General features: G+C 58.0%; 11 protein-coding genes. 6 read left to right on the top strand and 5 right to left on the bottom strand.

Annotated features, from left to right (window positions below):
• Window positions 1-329 precede the first annotated feature (329 nt).
• The 6 genes from AB4Z35_RS21190 (at window position 330) to AB4Z35_RS21165 (ending at window position 8309) form a co-directional block, all read left to right on the top strand.
• Window positions 330-1961 (top strand): DUF1302 domain-containing protein, encoded by a 1632-nt coding sequence (locus AB4Z35_RS21190; RefSeq protein ID WP_442099218.1) that lies wholly within the window; start codon window positions 330-332, stop codon window positions 1959-1961.
• 22 nt (window positions 1962-1983) lie between these two features.
• The gene (locus AB4Z35_RS21185; protein WP_442099216.1) at window positions 1984-3354 is read left to right on the top strand and encodes a DUF1329 domain-containing protein; all 1371 of its coding nucleotides are present in this window, start codon (window positions 1984-1986) and stop codon (window positions 3352-3354) included.
• An 87-nt stretch (window positions 3355-3441) separates the two neighbouring features.
• Complete coding sequence (locus AB4Z35_RS21180; RefSeq protein WP_442099215.1) at window positions 3442-4572, top strand: helix-turn-helix transcriptional regulator; 1131 nt, start codon at window positions 3442-3444, stop codon at window positions 4570-4572.
• A gap of 879 nt (window positions 4573-5451) precedes the next feature.
• Entirely contained in the window at window positions 5452-6351 is a 900-nt protein-coding gene (gene ttdA / locus AB4Z35_RS21175) for a L(+)-tartrate dehydratase subunit alpha (RefSeq protein ID WP_178087131.1), read from the top strand.
• On the top strand, window positions 6348-6956 hold the full coding sequence (gene ttdB, locus AB4Z35_RS21170) for a L(+)-tartrate dehydratase subunit beta (protein WP_008004560.1): 609 nt from the start codon (window positions 6348-6350) through the stop codon (window positions 6954-6956). The genes ttdA and ttdB overlap by 4 nt, the downstream gene beginning before the upstream one ends.
• 441 nt (window positions 6957-7397) lie before the next feature.
• Window positions 7398-8309, top strand: coding sequence for a LysR family transcriptional regulator (locus tag AB4Z35_RS21165; protein WP_442099212.1), 912 nt, complete (start codon window positions 7398-7400; stop codon window positions 8307-8309).
• Between the two features lie 52 nt (window positions 8310-8361).
• On the opposite strand, the gene AB4Z35_RS21160 is transcribed toward AB4Z35_RS21165, so the two are convergent.
• From AB4Z35_RS21160 to nirB, 5 genes are all read right to left on the bottom strand, one after another.
• The gene (locus tag AB4Z35_RS21160) at window positions 8362-9714 is read right to left on the bottom strand and encodes a dicarboxylate/amino acid:cation symporter (protein ID WP_442099210.1); all 1353 of its coding nucleotides are present in this window, start codon (window positions 9712-9714) and stop codon (window positions 8362-8364) included.
• A 93-nt stretch (window positions 9715-9807) separates the two neighbouring features.
• Window positions 9808-10866: a tartrate dehydrogenase gene (locus AB4Z35_RS21155; protein WP_442099208.1), complete on the bottom strand. Its 1059-nt coding sequence runs from the start codon at window positions 10864-10866 to the stop codon at window positions 9808-9810.
• Between the two features lie 291 nt (window positions 10867-11157).
• On the bottom strand, window positions 11158-11598 hold the full coding sequence (locus tag AB4Z35_RS21150; RefSeq protein ID WP_442099206.1) for a CBS domain-containing protein: 441 nt from the start codon (window positions 11596-11598) through the stop codon (window positions 11158-11160).
• A 100-nt stretch (window positions 11599-11698) separates the two neighbouring features.
• Window positions 11699-12085 carry a nitrite reductase small subunit NirD gene (nirD, locus tag AB4Z35_RS21145; RefSeq protein WP_442099205.1) on the bottom strand — a complete coding sequence of 129 codons (387 nt, stop codon included), beginning with the start codon at window positions 12083-12085 and terminating at the stop codon, window positions 11699-11701.
• Entirely contained in the window at window positions 12085-14646 is a 2562-nt protein-coding gene (gene nirB / locus AB4Z35_RS21140; protein ID WP_442099204.1) for a nitrite reductase large subunit NirB, read from the bottom strand. Before nirB ends, nirD begins: the two co-directional genes overlap by 1 nt.
• Window positions 14647-15608: the final 962 nt, after the last annotated feature.

The following is a 15608-nucleotide window of genomic DNA, read 5'->3' as shown; positions in this document are numbered from 1 at the left end:
GACGCCGTCTTGAACGCGGCATCTCGCGCCCGGAAATCCTCGGGTTAATGCACCGGATTCAGCGAGCAGCGACCGCTGCGAGCGGAGGGTCGTTGCGGCGATTGTTTGCTGGCGTGACCAGGCCGGCATCGTCCTAGGGGACTACCTCGAGCCTTCAGTATCCACAGCTGCGAAACAGGCGGTTCCGGACACGGAAAAAACGCGCTCCCCGGCGGTCTAGTCCGGTAGGACGATGATGCAGTGCAAGCCCGAATTCCATAGTCATGTCGCTTCGTTTAAACCCCGACACATACCGGCTGGGTAACACCTGGACCTGGTAAGAGGACGACATGATAAAAACAATAATCGCCCAGCCCCCCCTGCGTTCTGCCGCTCGCTTGTCCTTGGCCATGTTGGCCAGTGGCTTGGCTGGACAAGTGCATGCCTTGAGCTTCCAACCCAGTGATGACCTGAAAGTCGAATGGAATACCAACCTCACCTATGGTCTGGCCTGGCGCACCGAATCACGGGACAAACACTTGTCCAACGGTTTCCCCAACCCGGCGATCGCTAACGGCGACGACGGCAACAATGCCTTTTCCCGCGGCAGCCTGATCAGCAATCGAACCAGCTTCCTGACAGAGATGAATCTCAACTGGCAACAGGATTTCGGCGTGTTCGTACGTGCGAGCGGCTTCTACGACGACGTCTACAACCACAACAACGACAACAATACCGGCACCTCGAACTGCTTCGTCGGTGGAGAGTGTTCAAGCCCCAATAAATTTTCCAGGGAGACCATCGACCAGCACGGTCATGATGTCCGCCTGCTCGACCACTATGTTTACGGCAGCTGGCATCTGGACGGACATGACCTCAACCTGCGCCTTGGCGATCAGGTGGTCAGCTGGGGTGAGAGCCTTTACATCGCCAATGGCATCTCCGGAGCACAAAGCCCGGCCGACGCCACCAAAGCCAATACCCCAGGGGTCGAGGTCAAGGAGATCTTCCTGCCGGTCGGTCAGTTGTTCGGTCAAATAAGCGTGACCGATACCATCGGTCTGCAGGCCTACTACCAATACGAGTGGCAGAAAACCGAAATCGACGGCGTCGGCAGTTTTTTCTCGACAACCGACTTCATTGACAAGGGTGGCTTCACCGATGCCTTCGGTGCAACCCACCGCCTGGCAGACGACAAACCAAGCGACAAAGGGCAGTACGGCGTGGCCATGACCTATATGGCCGAGTCGCTGAACAACACCGAGTTTGGTTTGTACTACGTGCGCTTCCATGACAAGGCGCCGCAGTTGGACTTCCTTAGTAACTGGAACAATGCCGCCTACCAGGTGCGTTACTTCGACAACATCGACCTGTATGGCGCGAGCTTCTCCACAGTGCTTGGCGAAACCAACGTCAGTGGTGAGGTCAGCTACCGCGACGGTCAGCCGGTAATGGTAGACACCGGTTTGGTACCTCACTCAGTACGGGGCAAGACCCTGCAAAGTCAGGTGTCCTTCGTCCATGTGCTAAGCAACACGCCAGTGGCCGACACCATCAACCTGACCGGCGAAGTCGGCTACAACCGCGTCCTGCAAAACGACAAGGCCCCAAGCTTCAGTGTGTTCGTTCCAGATGGCGCAGGTGGGGTAGCCCCCTACACCACTTCGAACACCGGCAAGCTTTTTAACGACAGGTCGGCCTGGGGCTATACCGCAGGCGCCACATTTGCCTATCTGAACGTCTTCAATGGCTGGGACATGAGCATTCCCCTTGTGTTTAGCCAGGCGGTCAATGGCAACTCCTCGCTGTTAGGCAGTTTCGGCATGGGAGAGAGAGACGACCGTTTAGGTGTCGGCGTCAGTTGGACCTACCTCAACAACCTCACGCTGGAAACACGCTACAACGCCTTCCTTGGCAGTGCCAAGGACACCCCTCTGGCTGATCGCGACAACCTCGCAATCAACGCCAAGTACAGTTTCTAACCGAGTGCGCAGGAGAGTCCAAATGCATAAGAACAAAGCCCTATTGCTCAGCGCGTTGCTTGCCGGCAGCCTCAGCGGCGTCGCTCTGGCCAAATCGACCCCCGAAGAAGCCGCACGTCTGGGCCACGACCTCACCCCCATGGGTGCAGAAAAGGCCGGCAATGCCGATGGCAGCATCCCGGCCTGGAGTGGAAAATGGCGCGGTGCGCCCCCCCAGCTGAACTACGCTGGCAGCGGCAGCCAGTACCCAAACCCCTACGCAGATGAGCGACCGCTGTTTACCATCACAGCACAAAACATGGCGCAATACGCCGACAAGCTCTCCGACGGTCAGAAGGCCCTGTTCAAGCGCTATCCACAGACCTTCAAGATGCCGATCTATCCCAGCCATCGCGATTTCAGCTACTCGCAAAGGGTCGAGAGCAACATTGCCAGGAATGCTGTCGATGCCGAACTGATCAGTGATGGCAACGGCGTGACCAATGCCATTGGCGCATCGCCCTTCCCTATTCCCAAAAATGGCTACGAGTTGATGTGGAATCTCAATTTGCCAGCCCGGGCCTGGAAGGAGGATGCCATCTATACCATGGCCCTGACCCTATCCAATGGCGAACGCTCGCTCGAGTCCATGGACTACAAGATTTACTCGGTCTGGGACGATCCCAAAGAAAGCCTCAGCACCTTCGGCGGCGTACAGGCATATGCCATGGTGAGCACACTGGAACCCGTACGCAAGAAAGGCGAGATAATCCTTGCCCACTCGTTCACCGACCCCATGACCACGCCATCGCAGGCCTGGCAATACGTCCCGGGAATGCGTCGGGTACGACGAGCACCCACCGTGGCCTACGACACCCCTTTCGGCGCCGGCGGCTTTCGTGTGATGGATGAGGACCGCCTGTTCAACGGCGCTCCTGATCGATACGAGTGGAAGATGCTCGGCAAGAAGGAGATGTATATCCCCTATAACAATAACAAGCTCGATGATCCAGGCCTCAAACTCGACCAGCTACTGGCCACAAATGGCCATGTCAATCCCGATTACATGCGCTACGAGTTACACCGCGTCTGGGTACTCGAAGCCACCCTCAAACCCGGCAAGCGCCATGTCTATGGCAAGCGCATGCTCTATCTCGACGAAGACTCCTGGATCGGCGTGCTTGCCGACAACTACGACGGCAAAGGTGACCTATGGCGAAGCAACATRCAGAGCACTGTATATGCCTATGACATGCAAGGTTTCCAGGCCCGCGTCGCGATATTCCATGACCTCATCGCCGGCTCCTACCTTGCCGACCGCCTGCTCAATGGCCAGCCCCCCGCTCGCCTGAACAGCAGTAGTTTCGAGGCAGACTTCTTTACCACTGCCAATCTGCGCAAACTCGGGCGCTGACAACCCGAGCCTGCTGCCCGACCGACAGGTAGCCGGGCAGCAGGCTTATGCGGATAGACTTTTCTCAATAATAAAAACGGGGTCCATATGGTACATCCCCTCAGCCTTGACGAATTCAGCGGGATGCTCGGCAGCCTCTATCAGGGGCCACTGGAAAACATTCCCTGGAGCACGTTTCTCGACCGGCTCAAATGGTCAATGAGAGCCAAGTACGCCACCCTCACTCTGCGCCCGCCGAGCCAGCACGTGGACGGACTGAGTATCTCCACCTCGGGCTCCTCGGCGGCGATTACAGCCTCCTATAATCAGTACTTCTACACCATCGATCCCTTCATCGACCTGCCCAATCGCCAGGTTGTCATCTGCACCGAGTTCGTTTCAGAGAAAGACTGGCTGGAATGCGAGTTTTACAAGAGTTTCCTCGAACCGGTGAACGTGTTCCATGTCCTGGGAGCCGACATCAATACCAACCTTGGCTCCAAGTGCCGGATTCSCATTTCACGCGATCAGGCCAGTGGCCCATTCAATCAGCAGGACAAGGAACTTCTCGCTTCATTCCTTCCGCACCTGGAACGTACCGTACTCCTGCACATGTACCTCAACCGCATAGAGAGCGAGCGAAACCTTTACGCTGGCGCTGTCGACAAACTGGCTCTGGGCACCATCATCCTCGACCAGAATGGCAAGGTCCTGCAGAGCAATCGACTCGCCCAACGCCTGTTGGAGGAAAGGGACGGTATCCAGCTGGTCAACGACAATCTGCAGGTCGGAACGGTGCAGGACTGCCAGGAGCTCCACAAACTGATTGATCAGGCCTTGCTATCGCAGAAGAGCAAGACCCCCTCGCTGGTAAAGGCCATGCGCGTACAGCGCCCTTCCGGGCGTGGCGACCTTGGCATCATCGTCCGCCGCGTAACGCAGAGCGAATGGAGCGAAGGGACACACTGTCCGGCAGTCGTCATTTTCATCAGCGATCCCGAACATAAATCCAGCGCGCCTCAGGAGATCGTCCGGTCGTTGTTCGACCTTACACCTGCCGAAACTCACCTGGCCTTTCAGTTGGCCAATGGCCAGACCATTGATGAGGCCTCTGATGAGTTCGGCATAAGTCGCAACACGGCACGTGCGCAACTGCGCTCGATCTTCTCGAAAACCGGGGTCACCAGTCAGACCTTACTGGTGCGGTTGATTCTACGCAGCGTCGCCACCCTCGGCTAAATGACCAGCCCGGATCAGCATCACACGTCCAATCGTGCTTGCCATTCAGCAATGGATGATCATGAAAACAAAAATAACAATTTATATCGCCGCGCTATTGTGCATTGTCACCTTTGGCTACGTGGTGCTTCCAGTGTCACTCCCGACTTTGCAGCATGCAGCCATCAGTCAATGTCAAAAGTATGGATACTCGTGCTATCCGTTCCCGGTCAGATTCTGGCCATGAGTATCTGGTTAACTCCTTGRGATTCTCGACATCGACCGGCTCAGGTTTTTCAAATTGCCGATCTTTTCCAGAACACTCCGCTGCACGAAATGCCTGTCGCGAAAGGCTGCAATGCGCCCCCGTAACGGACACTACGCTTTACCAACTCTGAGGGGAGAAATTGCGGTCTACCGTTTCCACTGATTCGGCAGCCCTCCGAGGTTTTGATGTCCAGTGTGCTGGTCCGATCCTCGGTGGCGAGGATCTGGACGCTCTTCGCTCGGCAGCAAGCGGACGGCACCGAACACCAGGATGAGACCCGGCAGAAAACTCTTGGTGGGCATCAGAAAATCGATGCCTACTTTTGAGATGCCAGGTTCTCACTTACTACCCCCACGCCCGATTCACACCTCACATCCCTCGTAAAAGCCATTTCACGCGTCATTCCAACCCCACAAACCGGCTCTCTGGTTTACCTCCAATAATTAACTTTAAGTAAAGAGTGTAATAACCATGACCCCATTCAATCCCTCCAGTTGAACTGATAATTTTAATTCAGCGCATTAACCACATGCTCTATATGGAATTACTCCTTGGGCATGCCAGCGTCCTTTCGCACAACCAAAAGCTCCAAAACAAAAAAACAAGCCTTGAGATGCAGTGAGGAAATGAAAGTGGATAAAGACTCAGCCGTTGATTCGCTGACTGATGTGATGGCCAAATTCACGGCCTACATTGGCAAGCGCCTGCCCACCGACGTGAAGAAAAAGACTGCCCAGTTGCGCGCAGCGGAAACCAATCCGTTGGCCATTGCTGTCTATGACTCCATGGCCGAGAACCAGGACTACGCCGACAAGCTGGATCGGCCCAGCTGTCAGGACACCGGGGTGATTCAGTACTTCATCAGCGCCGGYGCCCGGTTCCCGCTGTTGGGAGAGCTTGAGAGCATTCTGGAAAACGCCACGCGCGAGGCCACCATCAAGGGACCACTGCGCCATAACGCGGTGGAGACCTTTATTGAGAAGAACACCGGCACCAACACTGGCTCGAAGATTCCGTGGCTCGACTGGGAGATCATTCCGGATGCCGACTATGCATTGATCGATGTGTACATGGCTGGTGGCGGTTGCACGTTGCCTGGCTCGGCGAAGGTGTTGATGCCTGGTCAGGGTTATGAAGGCATCACCGAGTTTGTCTTTGACGTCATTACGTCGCGCGGTGTCAATGCCTGCCCGCCACTGTTGGTTGGCGTGGGTGTCTCGACGTCGGTGGAGACGGCTGCCCGTTTGTCCAAGCGGGCGATTCTGCGCCCGGTGGACTCCAGCCACCCGAACGAAAGCGCGGCACTTATGGAGCAATTGCTGGAGGACGGGTTGAACGAGGTGGGCATCGGCCCGCAGGGCCTGACCGGTAACAGCAGTGTGATGGGGGTGAACATTGAGTCATCGGCTCGTCACCCGTCCACCATTGGCGTGGCCGTGTCCACCGGTTGCTGGGCACATCGGCGCGGCAAGATCCGCATCAACGCCGACCTTTCCTACGACATCCTCTCCCATGAAGGAGTAGTACTGTGATTAAAGTCCTTAATACCCCTATCAAGGACGAGGACCTGGCCGGTCTGAACGTCGGTGACGTGGTGTACCTCACAGGCCAACTGGTGACCTGCCGTGACGTGGCGCACCGTCGTCTGATCGAGCTCAAGCGCGAGCTACCGGTAGACCTGCGCGGTGGCGCGATTTTCCATGCCGGCCCCATCGTGCGCAAGAAAGATGACGGCAATTTCGAGATGGTGTCCATTGGGCCGACCACCAGCATGCGCATGGAAAAATTCGAGAAGCAGTTCATCGAACAAACCGGGGTCAAGTTGATCATCGGCAAAGGCGGCATGGGGCCTGAAACAACCGCTGGCTGCCTGGAAAACAAGGCGGTGCATGCGGTGTTCCCGGGTGGTTGCGCGGTATTGGCCGCCACCAAGGTGGAGGAAATCGAACGCGCCGAGTGGCAAGACCTGGGCATGCCGGAAACCCTTTGGGTGAACCGGGTACGCGAGTTCGGCCCGCTGATCATTTCCATCGACACCAAGGGCAACAACCTCTTCGAGCAGAACAAGGCGCGCTTCAACGAGCGCAAAGGGTCGATCATCGAGAAGATCAACGCGCAGGTACGCTTCATTAAATGATCCGCGGGTGGGTAATTCTGTTCACTTAAGGACGAACAGATCACCTGTAGCGAGGGAGCTTGCTCCCGTTGGGCTGCGCAGCAGACCCCTTCTTTTTAAACAAAGAGCAGGGCCGCTTCGCGCCCCAACGGGAGCAAGCTCCCTCGCCACAGGTTGTGCTTCCCGATCCCCCGTAATGCCCTCAGCAACACCCTTTCCTGCAAATGCCCTGAGCCTTCCTGGCACTCCTGGACTGCAAGTCCTTCCATCACCCATCAACCACCCTCCTCTCAGGAAAAACCAGGCCCACGATCCTCACGGCTCGTGCCCGGCCAATCGCTCACGTCTGAGAAAACTGCATAGACACAAAGGCTTTTCGCGCAGGATCGGCTGGAGTATATGTATTGAAACGGAAGCGATGGTTTACCTGAAAGTAACGCGATAATTAATCTGGAGTCATGAATGACGAACACCCAGGACTTGGGTTTTTTCTACCTGCTGGCTAAACAGGGCAGCCTGGTCGCCACCGCCAGGGAGCTTGGCGTGACGCCACCGGCCGTCAGTAAGCGCCTGGCTTCGCTGGAGGCACGGCTGGGGGTCCAGCTTGTCAACCGCACTACCCGCTCCATGAGCCTTACCCCCGAGGGCGAGCTGTATTACGCGCATACCGCGCGCATTCTTACCCAAGTCGACGAAATGGAGCAGCTGGTCAGCAGCAGCCGCGCCACGCCTAAGGGGCTGATCCGGGTGAACGCATCACTGGGTTTCGGCCGTCGGCATATCGGCCCTGCGCTGGCGGCTTTCTACACCCGTTATCCGGAGGTGGAAATCCAGCTGGAGATCAGTGACCACCCGTTGGATCTCGCCACCCACGGCTTCGACTTGGGCATTCGCTTCGGCACTCTGCCGGACGCTGCGCTACATGCCCGCAAGATTGCCTCAAACCGGCGCTTGCTGTGCGCGTCGCCGATTTATCTGGACAAGCATGGGACCCCGGAGAAACTCTCCGACCTGCAAAACCACAACTGCATTTTCATTCGCCAGAACGAAGCCCCCTACGGTGTATGGAACTTCGACAACGGCGGGCGGACCGAGACCATCAAGGTCCGCGGAGCGCTGGGTTGCAACGACGGTGAGGTCGCCCTGAACTGGGCGCTGGAGGGTTACGGTTTGCTGCTGCGCGCCGAGTGGGACATCGCCCGCTATGTGCGCAGCGGGCGGCTGCGCCTGGTGATGGAGGACCATACCCCTACCCGCGCAGACGTGTATGCGGTTTACCCGCAGCAACTGCACCTGTCAGCCCGGGTACGCAGCCTGATCGACTTTCTGATCCAACGTTTCAAGCAGATCGATAACATCGAAGACCGCGCATAAAAAAAGCTGTCGACTCCACCGGGGAATCGACAGCTGAATCACGACCCTTTGATCAGATGCGGGTGGCGGCTTTCACACCACCCATTGGATGGGCATTTTCAGGCTGCAAGGTGAAGCTCGAAGCCTTGGCGACTACCGCCTCCTCCACCACCTGCTCTTCACCATCCAGCACCCGTCTCAGCCTGGCTGTATCCAGCGCCCCCACCCACTTCGCAATGGCCAGGCAACCTACCCCGTTGCCGATGGTGTTGGTAATGGCGCGGGCCTCGGACATGAATCGATCGACGCCCAGCAGCAGCACCATGCCTGACACCGGAATGTTGCCCAGGGAGGCCAGCGTCGCGGCGAGGATGATGAAGCCCGAGCCACTCACCCCCGCCGAACCCTTGGAGGTGAACATCAACACCGCCAGGACAATCAACTGGTCGGTCAAGGTCAATGGCGTGTTGGTCGCCTGAGCGACGAAGATGGCAGCGATGGTGTAGTAGATGGCCTGGCCGTCCGGGTTGAAGCTCAGCCCGGCGGGAATCATCATGCCGGCCACCGGCTTGGAGCACCCTGCCTTTTCCATTTTGGTGATCATCTGTGGCAGCACTGACTCCGAGGAACTGGTGCCCAGTACTGTGAACAGCTCTTCCTTGATGTAGCGCAGGAACTTCCACAAGCTGAACCCGCTGTAGCGGCAGATCGGCCCCAGCACGAAAATCACGAACACGACGCAGGTCAGGTAGACACAAGCCATCAGCTTGCCCAGCGAGAACATCGAGCCAAAACCGTATTTACCGATGGTGAAAGCAATGGCCCCAAACGCGCCGATGGGCGCCAGACGCATCACCATGTTGACGATGTTGAACATGCCGCGCATGAGGCTGTCGATGACGTCGATGAAGATCCTGGCGCGGGGGCCGGCATTGGCCAGGGCTACGCCCAGCAGGATAGAGAACAGCAGAATCTGCAGCACATTCCCCTTGGCGAAAGCATCGACGATGGTGTCCGGAATGATGCTCAGGATGAAATCCATGAACGAGTTGTGCGGTGCCTGGGTGGTGTATGTGGCAATGCTGGATGTGTCCAGTGCCTTGGGGTCGATATTCATGCCGGCACCTGGCTTGAACACATCCACCACGATCAGGCCGATGGCCAGGGCCAAGGTGGACACCACTTCGAAGTAGAGCAATGCGCGCACGCCCACACGCCCCAGTTCCTTCATGTTTTCCATGCGTGCGATGCCGCTGACTACCGTCAGGAAGATCACCGGGGCGAGGAGCATCTTGATCAGTTTGATAAAGCCGTCGCCGATGGGTTTGAGCGCTGTTCCTGTTTCGGGAAACAGCACCCCGACGATTGCGCCGAGTACGACTGCGATGAGTACTTGTACATAGAGTTTGCCGAGTATGCGTTTCATGGCGGACCCTGAGTTTTTATTGTTGTCAGGAATGCCCAGGAGTTCGGTCCGGGTGACCAACCCCTGTGGCGCTATATCACGATAAGGAAGTGTTTAACGTCGCAGCAGCGCAATGACTGCATCGGTCACCTGGCGAGTGGTGGCCGTGCCGCCCAGGTCAGGGGTATGCACGCCCGCCTCGGTCACGGCTTCGATGGCCGACATCAACTGACGAGATGCCTGCACCTCGCCCAGGTGTTCGAGCATCATGGCGGCGGTCCAGAAGGTCGCGATGGGGTTCGCCACGCCTTTGCCGGTGATGTCGAATGCGGAACCGTGGATGGGTTCGAACATCGACGGGAATTTCTTGCTCGGGTTGAGGTTGGCGGTGGGCGCGATGCCCAGGCTGCCCGACAGCGCAGCAGCCAGGTCTGAGAGAATGTCGGCGTGCAGGTTGGTGGCCACGATCACATCCAGGGTGGATGGCTTGAGCACCATGCGGGTGGTCACGGCGTCTACCAGTTCCTTGTCGATTTTCACGTCAGGGAAGTCCTTCGCCACTTCGTAGAAAATCTCATCCCACAGCACCATGCCATGGCGCTGGGCATTGGACTTGGTGACCATGGTCAGGTGCTTGCGTGGCCGGGTACGCGCCAGCTCGAAGGCAAAGCGATGGATTCGCTCGACACCGGCACGGGTAAACACCGACACCTCGGTGGCCACCTCTTCCGGCAAGCCACGATGCACGCGGCCACCGTTGCCGGAGTACTCGCCTTCGGAGTTTTCGCGGATCACCACCCAGTCGATCTCGTGGCCGTTGTGCAGTGGGCTTTTCACGCCCGGCAACACGCGAGCCGGACGCACGTTGGCGTATTGGTCGAAGCCTTGGCAGATCGGCAGGCGCAGGCCCCAGAGGGAGACGTGGTCCGGCACATTGAGCGCACCCACGGCGCCAAAGAAGATGGAGTCGAAAGTCTTGAGCTCTTCCAGGCCACCTTCGGGAATGTAGTGGCCGTTTTTGAGGAAGTTGTCAGAGTTCCAGTCAAAGTGCTTGAAGTCCAGGGCAAAGGTGCCCGAACATTCGGCCAGTGCCTTGAGCACTTCAACGCCGGCGTCGATCACCTCCACGCCGATACCGTCACCAGGAACCGCTGCAATTTTGTAAGTGTTCATCGTCAACTCCACCTTTTATTTTCGTGCGCCTTCGAAGGGAGATCAGCCGGCGTGTGGCTGGAATATACGAAGTGAGCAACAGGCGTTGGTTAACTCAAAATCACTACATTATTAAATTTAATTCATTAATTCCTGTTGGGCTTGCTACACACGCAGTTATAGGCACGGTTGGTCTATTCAGAGTTACTGCGGCAGGCAGCACTGGGTGTTCCTTCAGCGTTGCCAGATCGTGCAACGCATATAACGCCATGCCTTATTCATTAGCCTTCGATCCACCCTGCCCCGGTCGTTCTAATGTCCGCGAATGTAGTGTTCCAGTTGCCGGATCAGTTCGGCCTGCTCGACGATGGCTTCTTTGACCAGATCACCAATCGATAACAGACCAATCAGTTGGTCGCCCTCCACCACCGGTAGATGGCGCAGATGACTGTCGGTCATGACCGCCATGCAACGCTCAATGCTCTGCTGACTGTCTGCTGTCACGACGGGCGCGCTCATGATGGCCCGGACCGGCGTACCGACCGAAGAGCGCCCCTGTAGAACGACCTTGCGCGCATAGTCGCGTTCGCTGATAACGCCGACCACCTGTCCCTGCTCCATGACGGGTAGAGCACCGACATTTTTTTCGGCCATTATCTTCAACGCTTCAAGCACCATCTGGTCTGGCGCGATGCTATGCACCCGCCGGTTCTGCACGGCCTTCAGCTTCAGCAGTTGTGCGGCTGTTTTCATACGAGCCTCCGATACTGTTTGTCATTGATCATCGACGTCGCCGGAGCCTGGCTACATCATTAATTGAATGAGCGTTCAGACCCCGTCAAAATCCATGTGGTCAGGCCACCGCGACTTCCACCTGGCCTGCGTTCAGGCGCACCGGCCAGACTCGAAGGCGCTGCTGCGGATACTCCAGACAACTGCCGTCCTCAAGGCGGAAATGCTGTTTGTAGAGTGGCGAGGCAATCACCAGATCGCCCTTGATGCTGCCGATCAGCCCGCGACCGATGACATTCGCCCCGGATTGCGGGTCATGATTATCGATGGCATAGAGGGTCTTGCCTTCGGCAGCCGGCAGGTAGAACAGCGCCACTTGTGCACCATCGAGCCAGACGACAACGCCGGAGTTACTCACCAGATCCTCCTGGCGGCACACCGTTTGCCAGGCTTGTGGATTGACCTGGGAGGAACAGGAATAGGCTCGCTGGGTATCGGACTGGCTCATCAGGCAATCTCCTCAATGACAGGGATAAGGTGGAGTTCAGCGGCCATGATCGGCCGGCGCTGACCGCGTTCCTGGACAAAATGGATGTCCGGGTCCGGGCGTTGATCGTTGACGAAGGTGCGGAATCGCTTGAGCTTTTCCGGGTCTTTCAGGGCGTTGGCCCATTCGCATTCGTAGCGGTTGACCACCCGTTGCATCTGCGATTCGAGCTCAAGGCCAAGCCCCAGGCTGTCGTTGATGACCACGTCCTTGAGGTAATCCAGGCCGCCCTCCAGGCTTTCACGCCAGACCGAGGTGCGCTGCAATTTGTCGGCGGTGCGGATGTAGAACATCAGGAACCGGTCGATGTAACGGATCAGGGTTTCATCATCCAGGTCGGTGGCGAACAGCTCGGCGTGGCGTGGACGCATGCCGCCGTTACCCGCCACGTAGAGGTTCCAGCCGTTCTCGGTGGCAATCACGCCCACGTCCTTGCTCTGCGCCTCGGCACATTCACGGGTGCAGCCAGAGACCGCGAACTTGAGCTTGTGCGGCGAGCGCAGGCCTTTGTAGCGATCCTCGAGGGTCAGGGCCATTTTCACGCTGTCCTGCACGCCATAACGGCACCAGGTGCTGCCGACGCAGGACTTCACCGTCCGGGTCGATTTGCCGTAGGCGTGCCCGGTTTCGAAACCGGCCTCGATCAACTCGGACCAGATATCCGGCAACTGATGCAATTGTGCGCCGAACAGGTCGATCCGCTGGCCGCCGGTGATTTTGGTGTAGAGGTCGTATTTCTTCGCCACCACACCAATCGCGATCAGCTTGTCGGCTGTGATCTCGCCCCCGGCGATGCGTGGCACCACCGAATAGGTACCGTTTTTCTGCATGTTGGCCATGAAGGTGTCGTTGGTGTCCTGCAACGGCACCAGCGACGTGTCCATGATCGGCTGGTTCCAGCACGAGGCGAGAATCGAACCCACGGCCGGCTTGCAAACGTCGCAACCGGTATGGCCGCGGCCGTGCCTGGTCAACAGTTCTTCGAAGGTGATCATCCCTTCTACCCGCACCAGCGCATAAAGCTCCTGGCGGGTATAGGCGAAGTGTTCGCACAGGCTCTTGTCGACACTGACGCCACGGGCAATCAACTCATGCTCGAACACTTGCTTGAGTAGGCCGGCGCAGCCGCCGCAGCCGGTGCAAGCCTTGGTCTGCGACTTGAGCTGGCCCAGGTCGGTACAGCCTCCGTCGATGGCCGTGCAGATCGCGCCCTTGGTGACGTTATGACAGGAGCACACCGTGGCCGACTCGGGCAGCGCACCCGGGCCCAGGGTCGGTGCGCCTTCGGTGGACGGCAGAATCAGGCTGGCCGGTTCCAACGGCAAGGCGATGCCGTTCTGCATGTATTGCAGCAGGGTGTCGTAATAGCTGTTGTCACCGACCAGCACTGCACCGAGGACGTGTTTGCCACTGGCGTCCACCACCAGGCGCCGATAGCTGGCGCTGGTTTCGTCGATGAACTGATAGCTGCGCGCGCCCGGGGTACTGCCGTGCGCGTCGCCGATGGAGCCGACATCCACCCCCAGCAGCTTGAGCTTGGTCGACATGTCGGCACCGGTGAACGGCTCGGCGACTTCGTTGCACAGACGGGCCGCGACGCTGCGCGCCATCTGGTAGCCCGGCGCGACCAGGCCGAACAGGCTGCCGTTCCATGATGCGCATTCACCGATGGCGTAGATGTTCGGGTCGCAACTCAGGCACGTGTCGTCGATCACCACGCCACCGCGCGGACCGATCTCCAGCGCGCATTGACGGGCCAACGCATCTTGAGCGCGGATACCGGCGGAAAACACGATCAGGTCGGTTTCGAGGAATTCGTCATTGGCGAAATTCATGCGATAGCGGTACTGCTCGCCCGCGCTGATCGATTGAGTGGCGCAGGACAGGTGTACACCGACGCCCAATCGTTCGATCTGCGCCTTGAGCGCCTGGCCACCGAGGTCATCCAGTTGTACTGGCATCAAGCGCGGCGCGAATTCCACCACGTGGGCTTCAAGGCCCAGGCTCTTCAACGCGTTCGCGGCTTCGAGACCCAGCAAGCCTCCGCCGACCACCACGCCGCGCCGGGCATTGGCCGCCGCAGCCCGAATGGCATCGAGGTCTTCCAGGGTGCGATAGACCAGACGCGATTCACCTTCGGCGCCTTCGATTGGCGGAACAAACGGATAAGACCCGGTGGCCAGGACCAACTTGTCATACGTGACGCAACCTTGCGAGGTGATCACCTGGCGACGGACGCGGTCGATTTCCAATACCGGCACACCCAAATGCAGCGTAACGCCGGGCGTCTGGTACAGCGACGCATCAGACAGCGCCAGCGACTCGGCATCACGACCGGAGAAGTACTCGGAAAGATGCACACGGTCATAGGCACGCATCGGTTCCTCACTGAAGACGTGCAGCCGGTAATGGTCAAGCGCTCCCCGCTCGATCAGCTGTTCGACACAATGATGTCCGACCATGCCATTACCGATCACGATCAGCGTTTGCATCTTGTTCAACGTGGCAACATTGGAATTCATAGAAAGCACCCAGCCCKAGCCAATCACGGTTTTAAAAGCAAAAAAAAACGCCTGAAACCTTGCGGTTCCAGGCGTCTTTGCCTGTTTTTTTGTGGTGTTGAAACAGGCGTCTATGCCTGATCCACCGATGTTGCCCACGACCTGTTCGGCCAATCGATCGTCGTTGACCGAGGGGGCTGTCCACACGAATGCGTTCCAGGTGGACCTGATGTCAACCTTGCAGCCTTTGTGCCAGCCAGCAACAGAGAGACTTCAACTATCTGGAAACACTGAGTCTTGAACCAGGGGKGATTGTCACGGCGACTGCTGTCCACAGGCGAAAGCGCTTTGCGGCGCTTCCGACTGGTGCACGCTGTTACGCATAGCGCTTTATAAAAGTGCATTTACAGTTCGATGCCACAGCTCGTTGGAGCTCAAGCCTGTTTTTCGCCCGCCGAACTGTTGGAACGGCACAACCGATTCCAGCAAATGACCGCCGATTACAACGCCCTCCCCACCGGCCAAAAATACAACGGTATTCGGCTAATAATGCAATCTGTAGCAGCTGCCGAGCCCGCGAGGCTGCATTCGGCTGCATTCGGCTGCGAAGCAGTCGTAAACCCTGGGGGCGCGGTGGGTCTGACGCACCGCATAGGCTGACTTTACGACTGCTGCGCAGCCGAACGCAGGCTTCGCCAGCTGCTACATGGATCGCGTTTTGGCTTAACGGATCGGCATCAGGGTGATAGCGCGGGCCCGCTGTATGTCACGGAGCACTATGACTACCGGGTCTCGCCCAGCGTGACGATTACCACCACAGCAGTCGATGCGCGCCGCGCCGCTCAGCCATACCAGTGCCTGGAACCTCACCGGGTTGCCTGCGATCAGCCTGCCGGCAGCGACACATACCCTGTAGCAGCTGGCGAAGCCTGCGTTCGACTGCGCAGCAGTCGTAAACCCTGGGTGCGCGTTGGGTCTGACAC

This window comes from Pseudomonas sp. KB_15, assembly GCF_052114525.1.
Lineage (GTDB): Bacteria > Pseudomonadota > Gammaproteobacteria > Pseudomonadales > Pseudomonadaceae > Aquipseudomonas.
This window is presented reverse-complemented; position numbering and strand designations above follow the sequence as displayed.

Excerpts from the sequence above, each read along its gene's own strand:
- AB4Z35_RS21165 (WP_442099212.1), top strand. The coding sequence starts at position 7,398 with ATGACGAACACCCAGGACTTGGGTTTTTTCTACCTGCTGGCTAAACAG.
- nirD (WP_442099205.1), bottom strand. The coding sequence starts at position 12,085 with ATGAGCCAGTCCGATACCCAGCGAGCCTATTCCTGTTCCTCCCAGGTC.
- AB4Z35_RS21155 (WP_442099208.1), bottom strand. The coding sequence starts at position 10,866 with ATGAACACTTACAAAATTGCAGCGGTTCCTGGTGACGGTATCGGCGTG.
- nirB (WP_442099204.1), bottom strand. The coding sequence starts at position 14,646 with ATGAATTCCAATGTTGCCACGTTGAACAAGATGCAAACGCTGATCGTG.
- AB4Z35_RS21150 (WP_442099206.1), bottom strand. The coding sequence starts at position 11,598 with ATGAAAACAGCCGCACAACTGCTGAAGCTGAAGGCCGTGCAGAACCGG.
- AB4Z35_RS21160 (WP_442099210.1), bottom strand. The coding sequence starts at position 9,714 with ATGAAACGCATACTCGGCAAACTCTATGTACAAGTACTCATCGCAGTC.
- AB4Z35_RS21190 (WP_442099218.1), top strand. The coding sequence starts at position 330 with ATGATAAAAACAATAATCGCCCAGCCCCCCCTGCGTTCTGCCGCTCGC.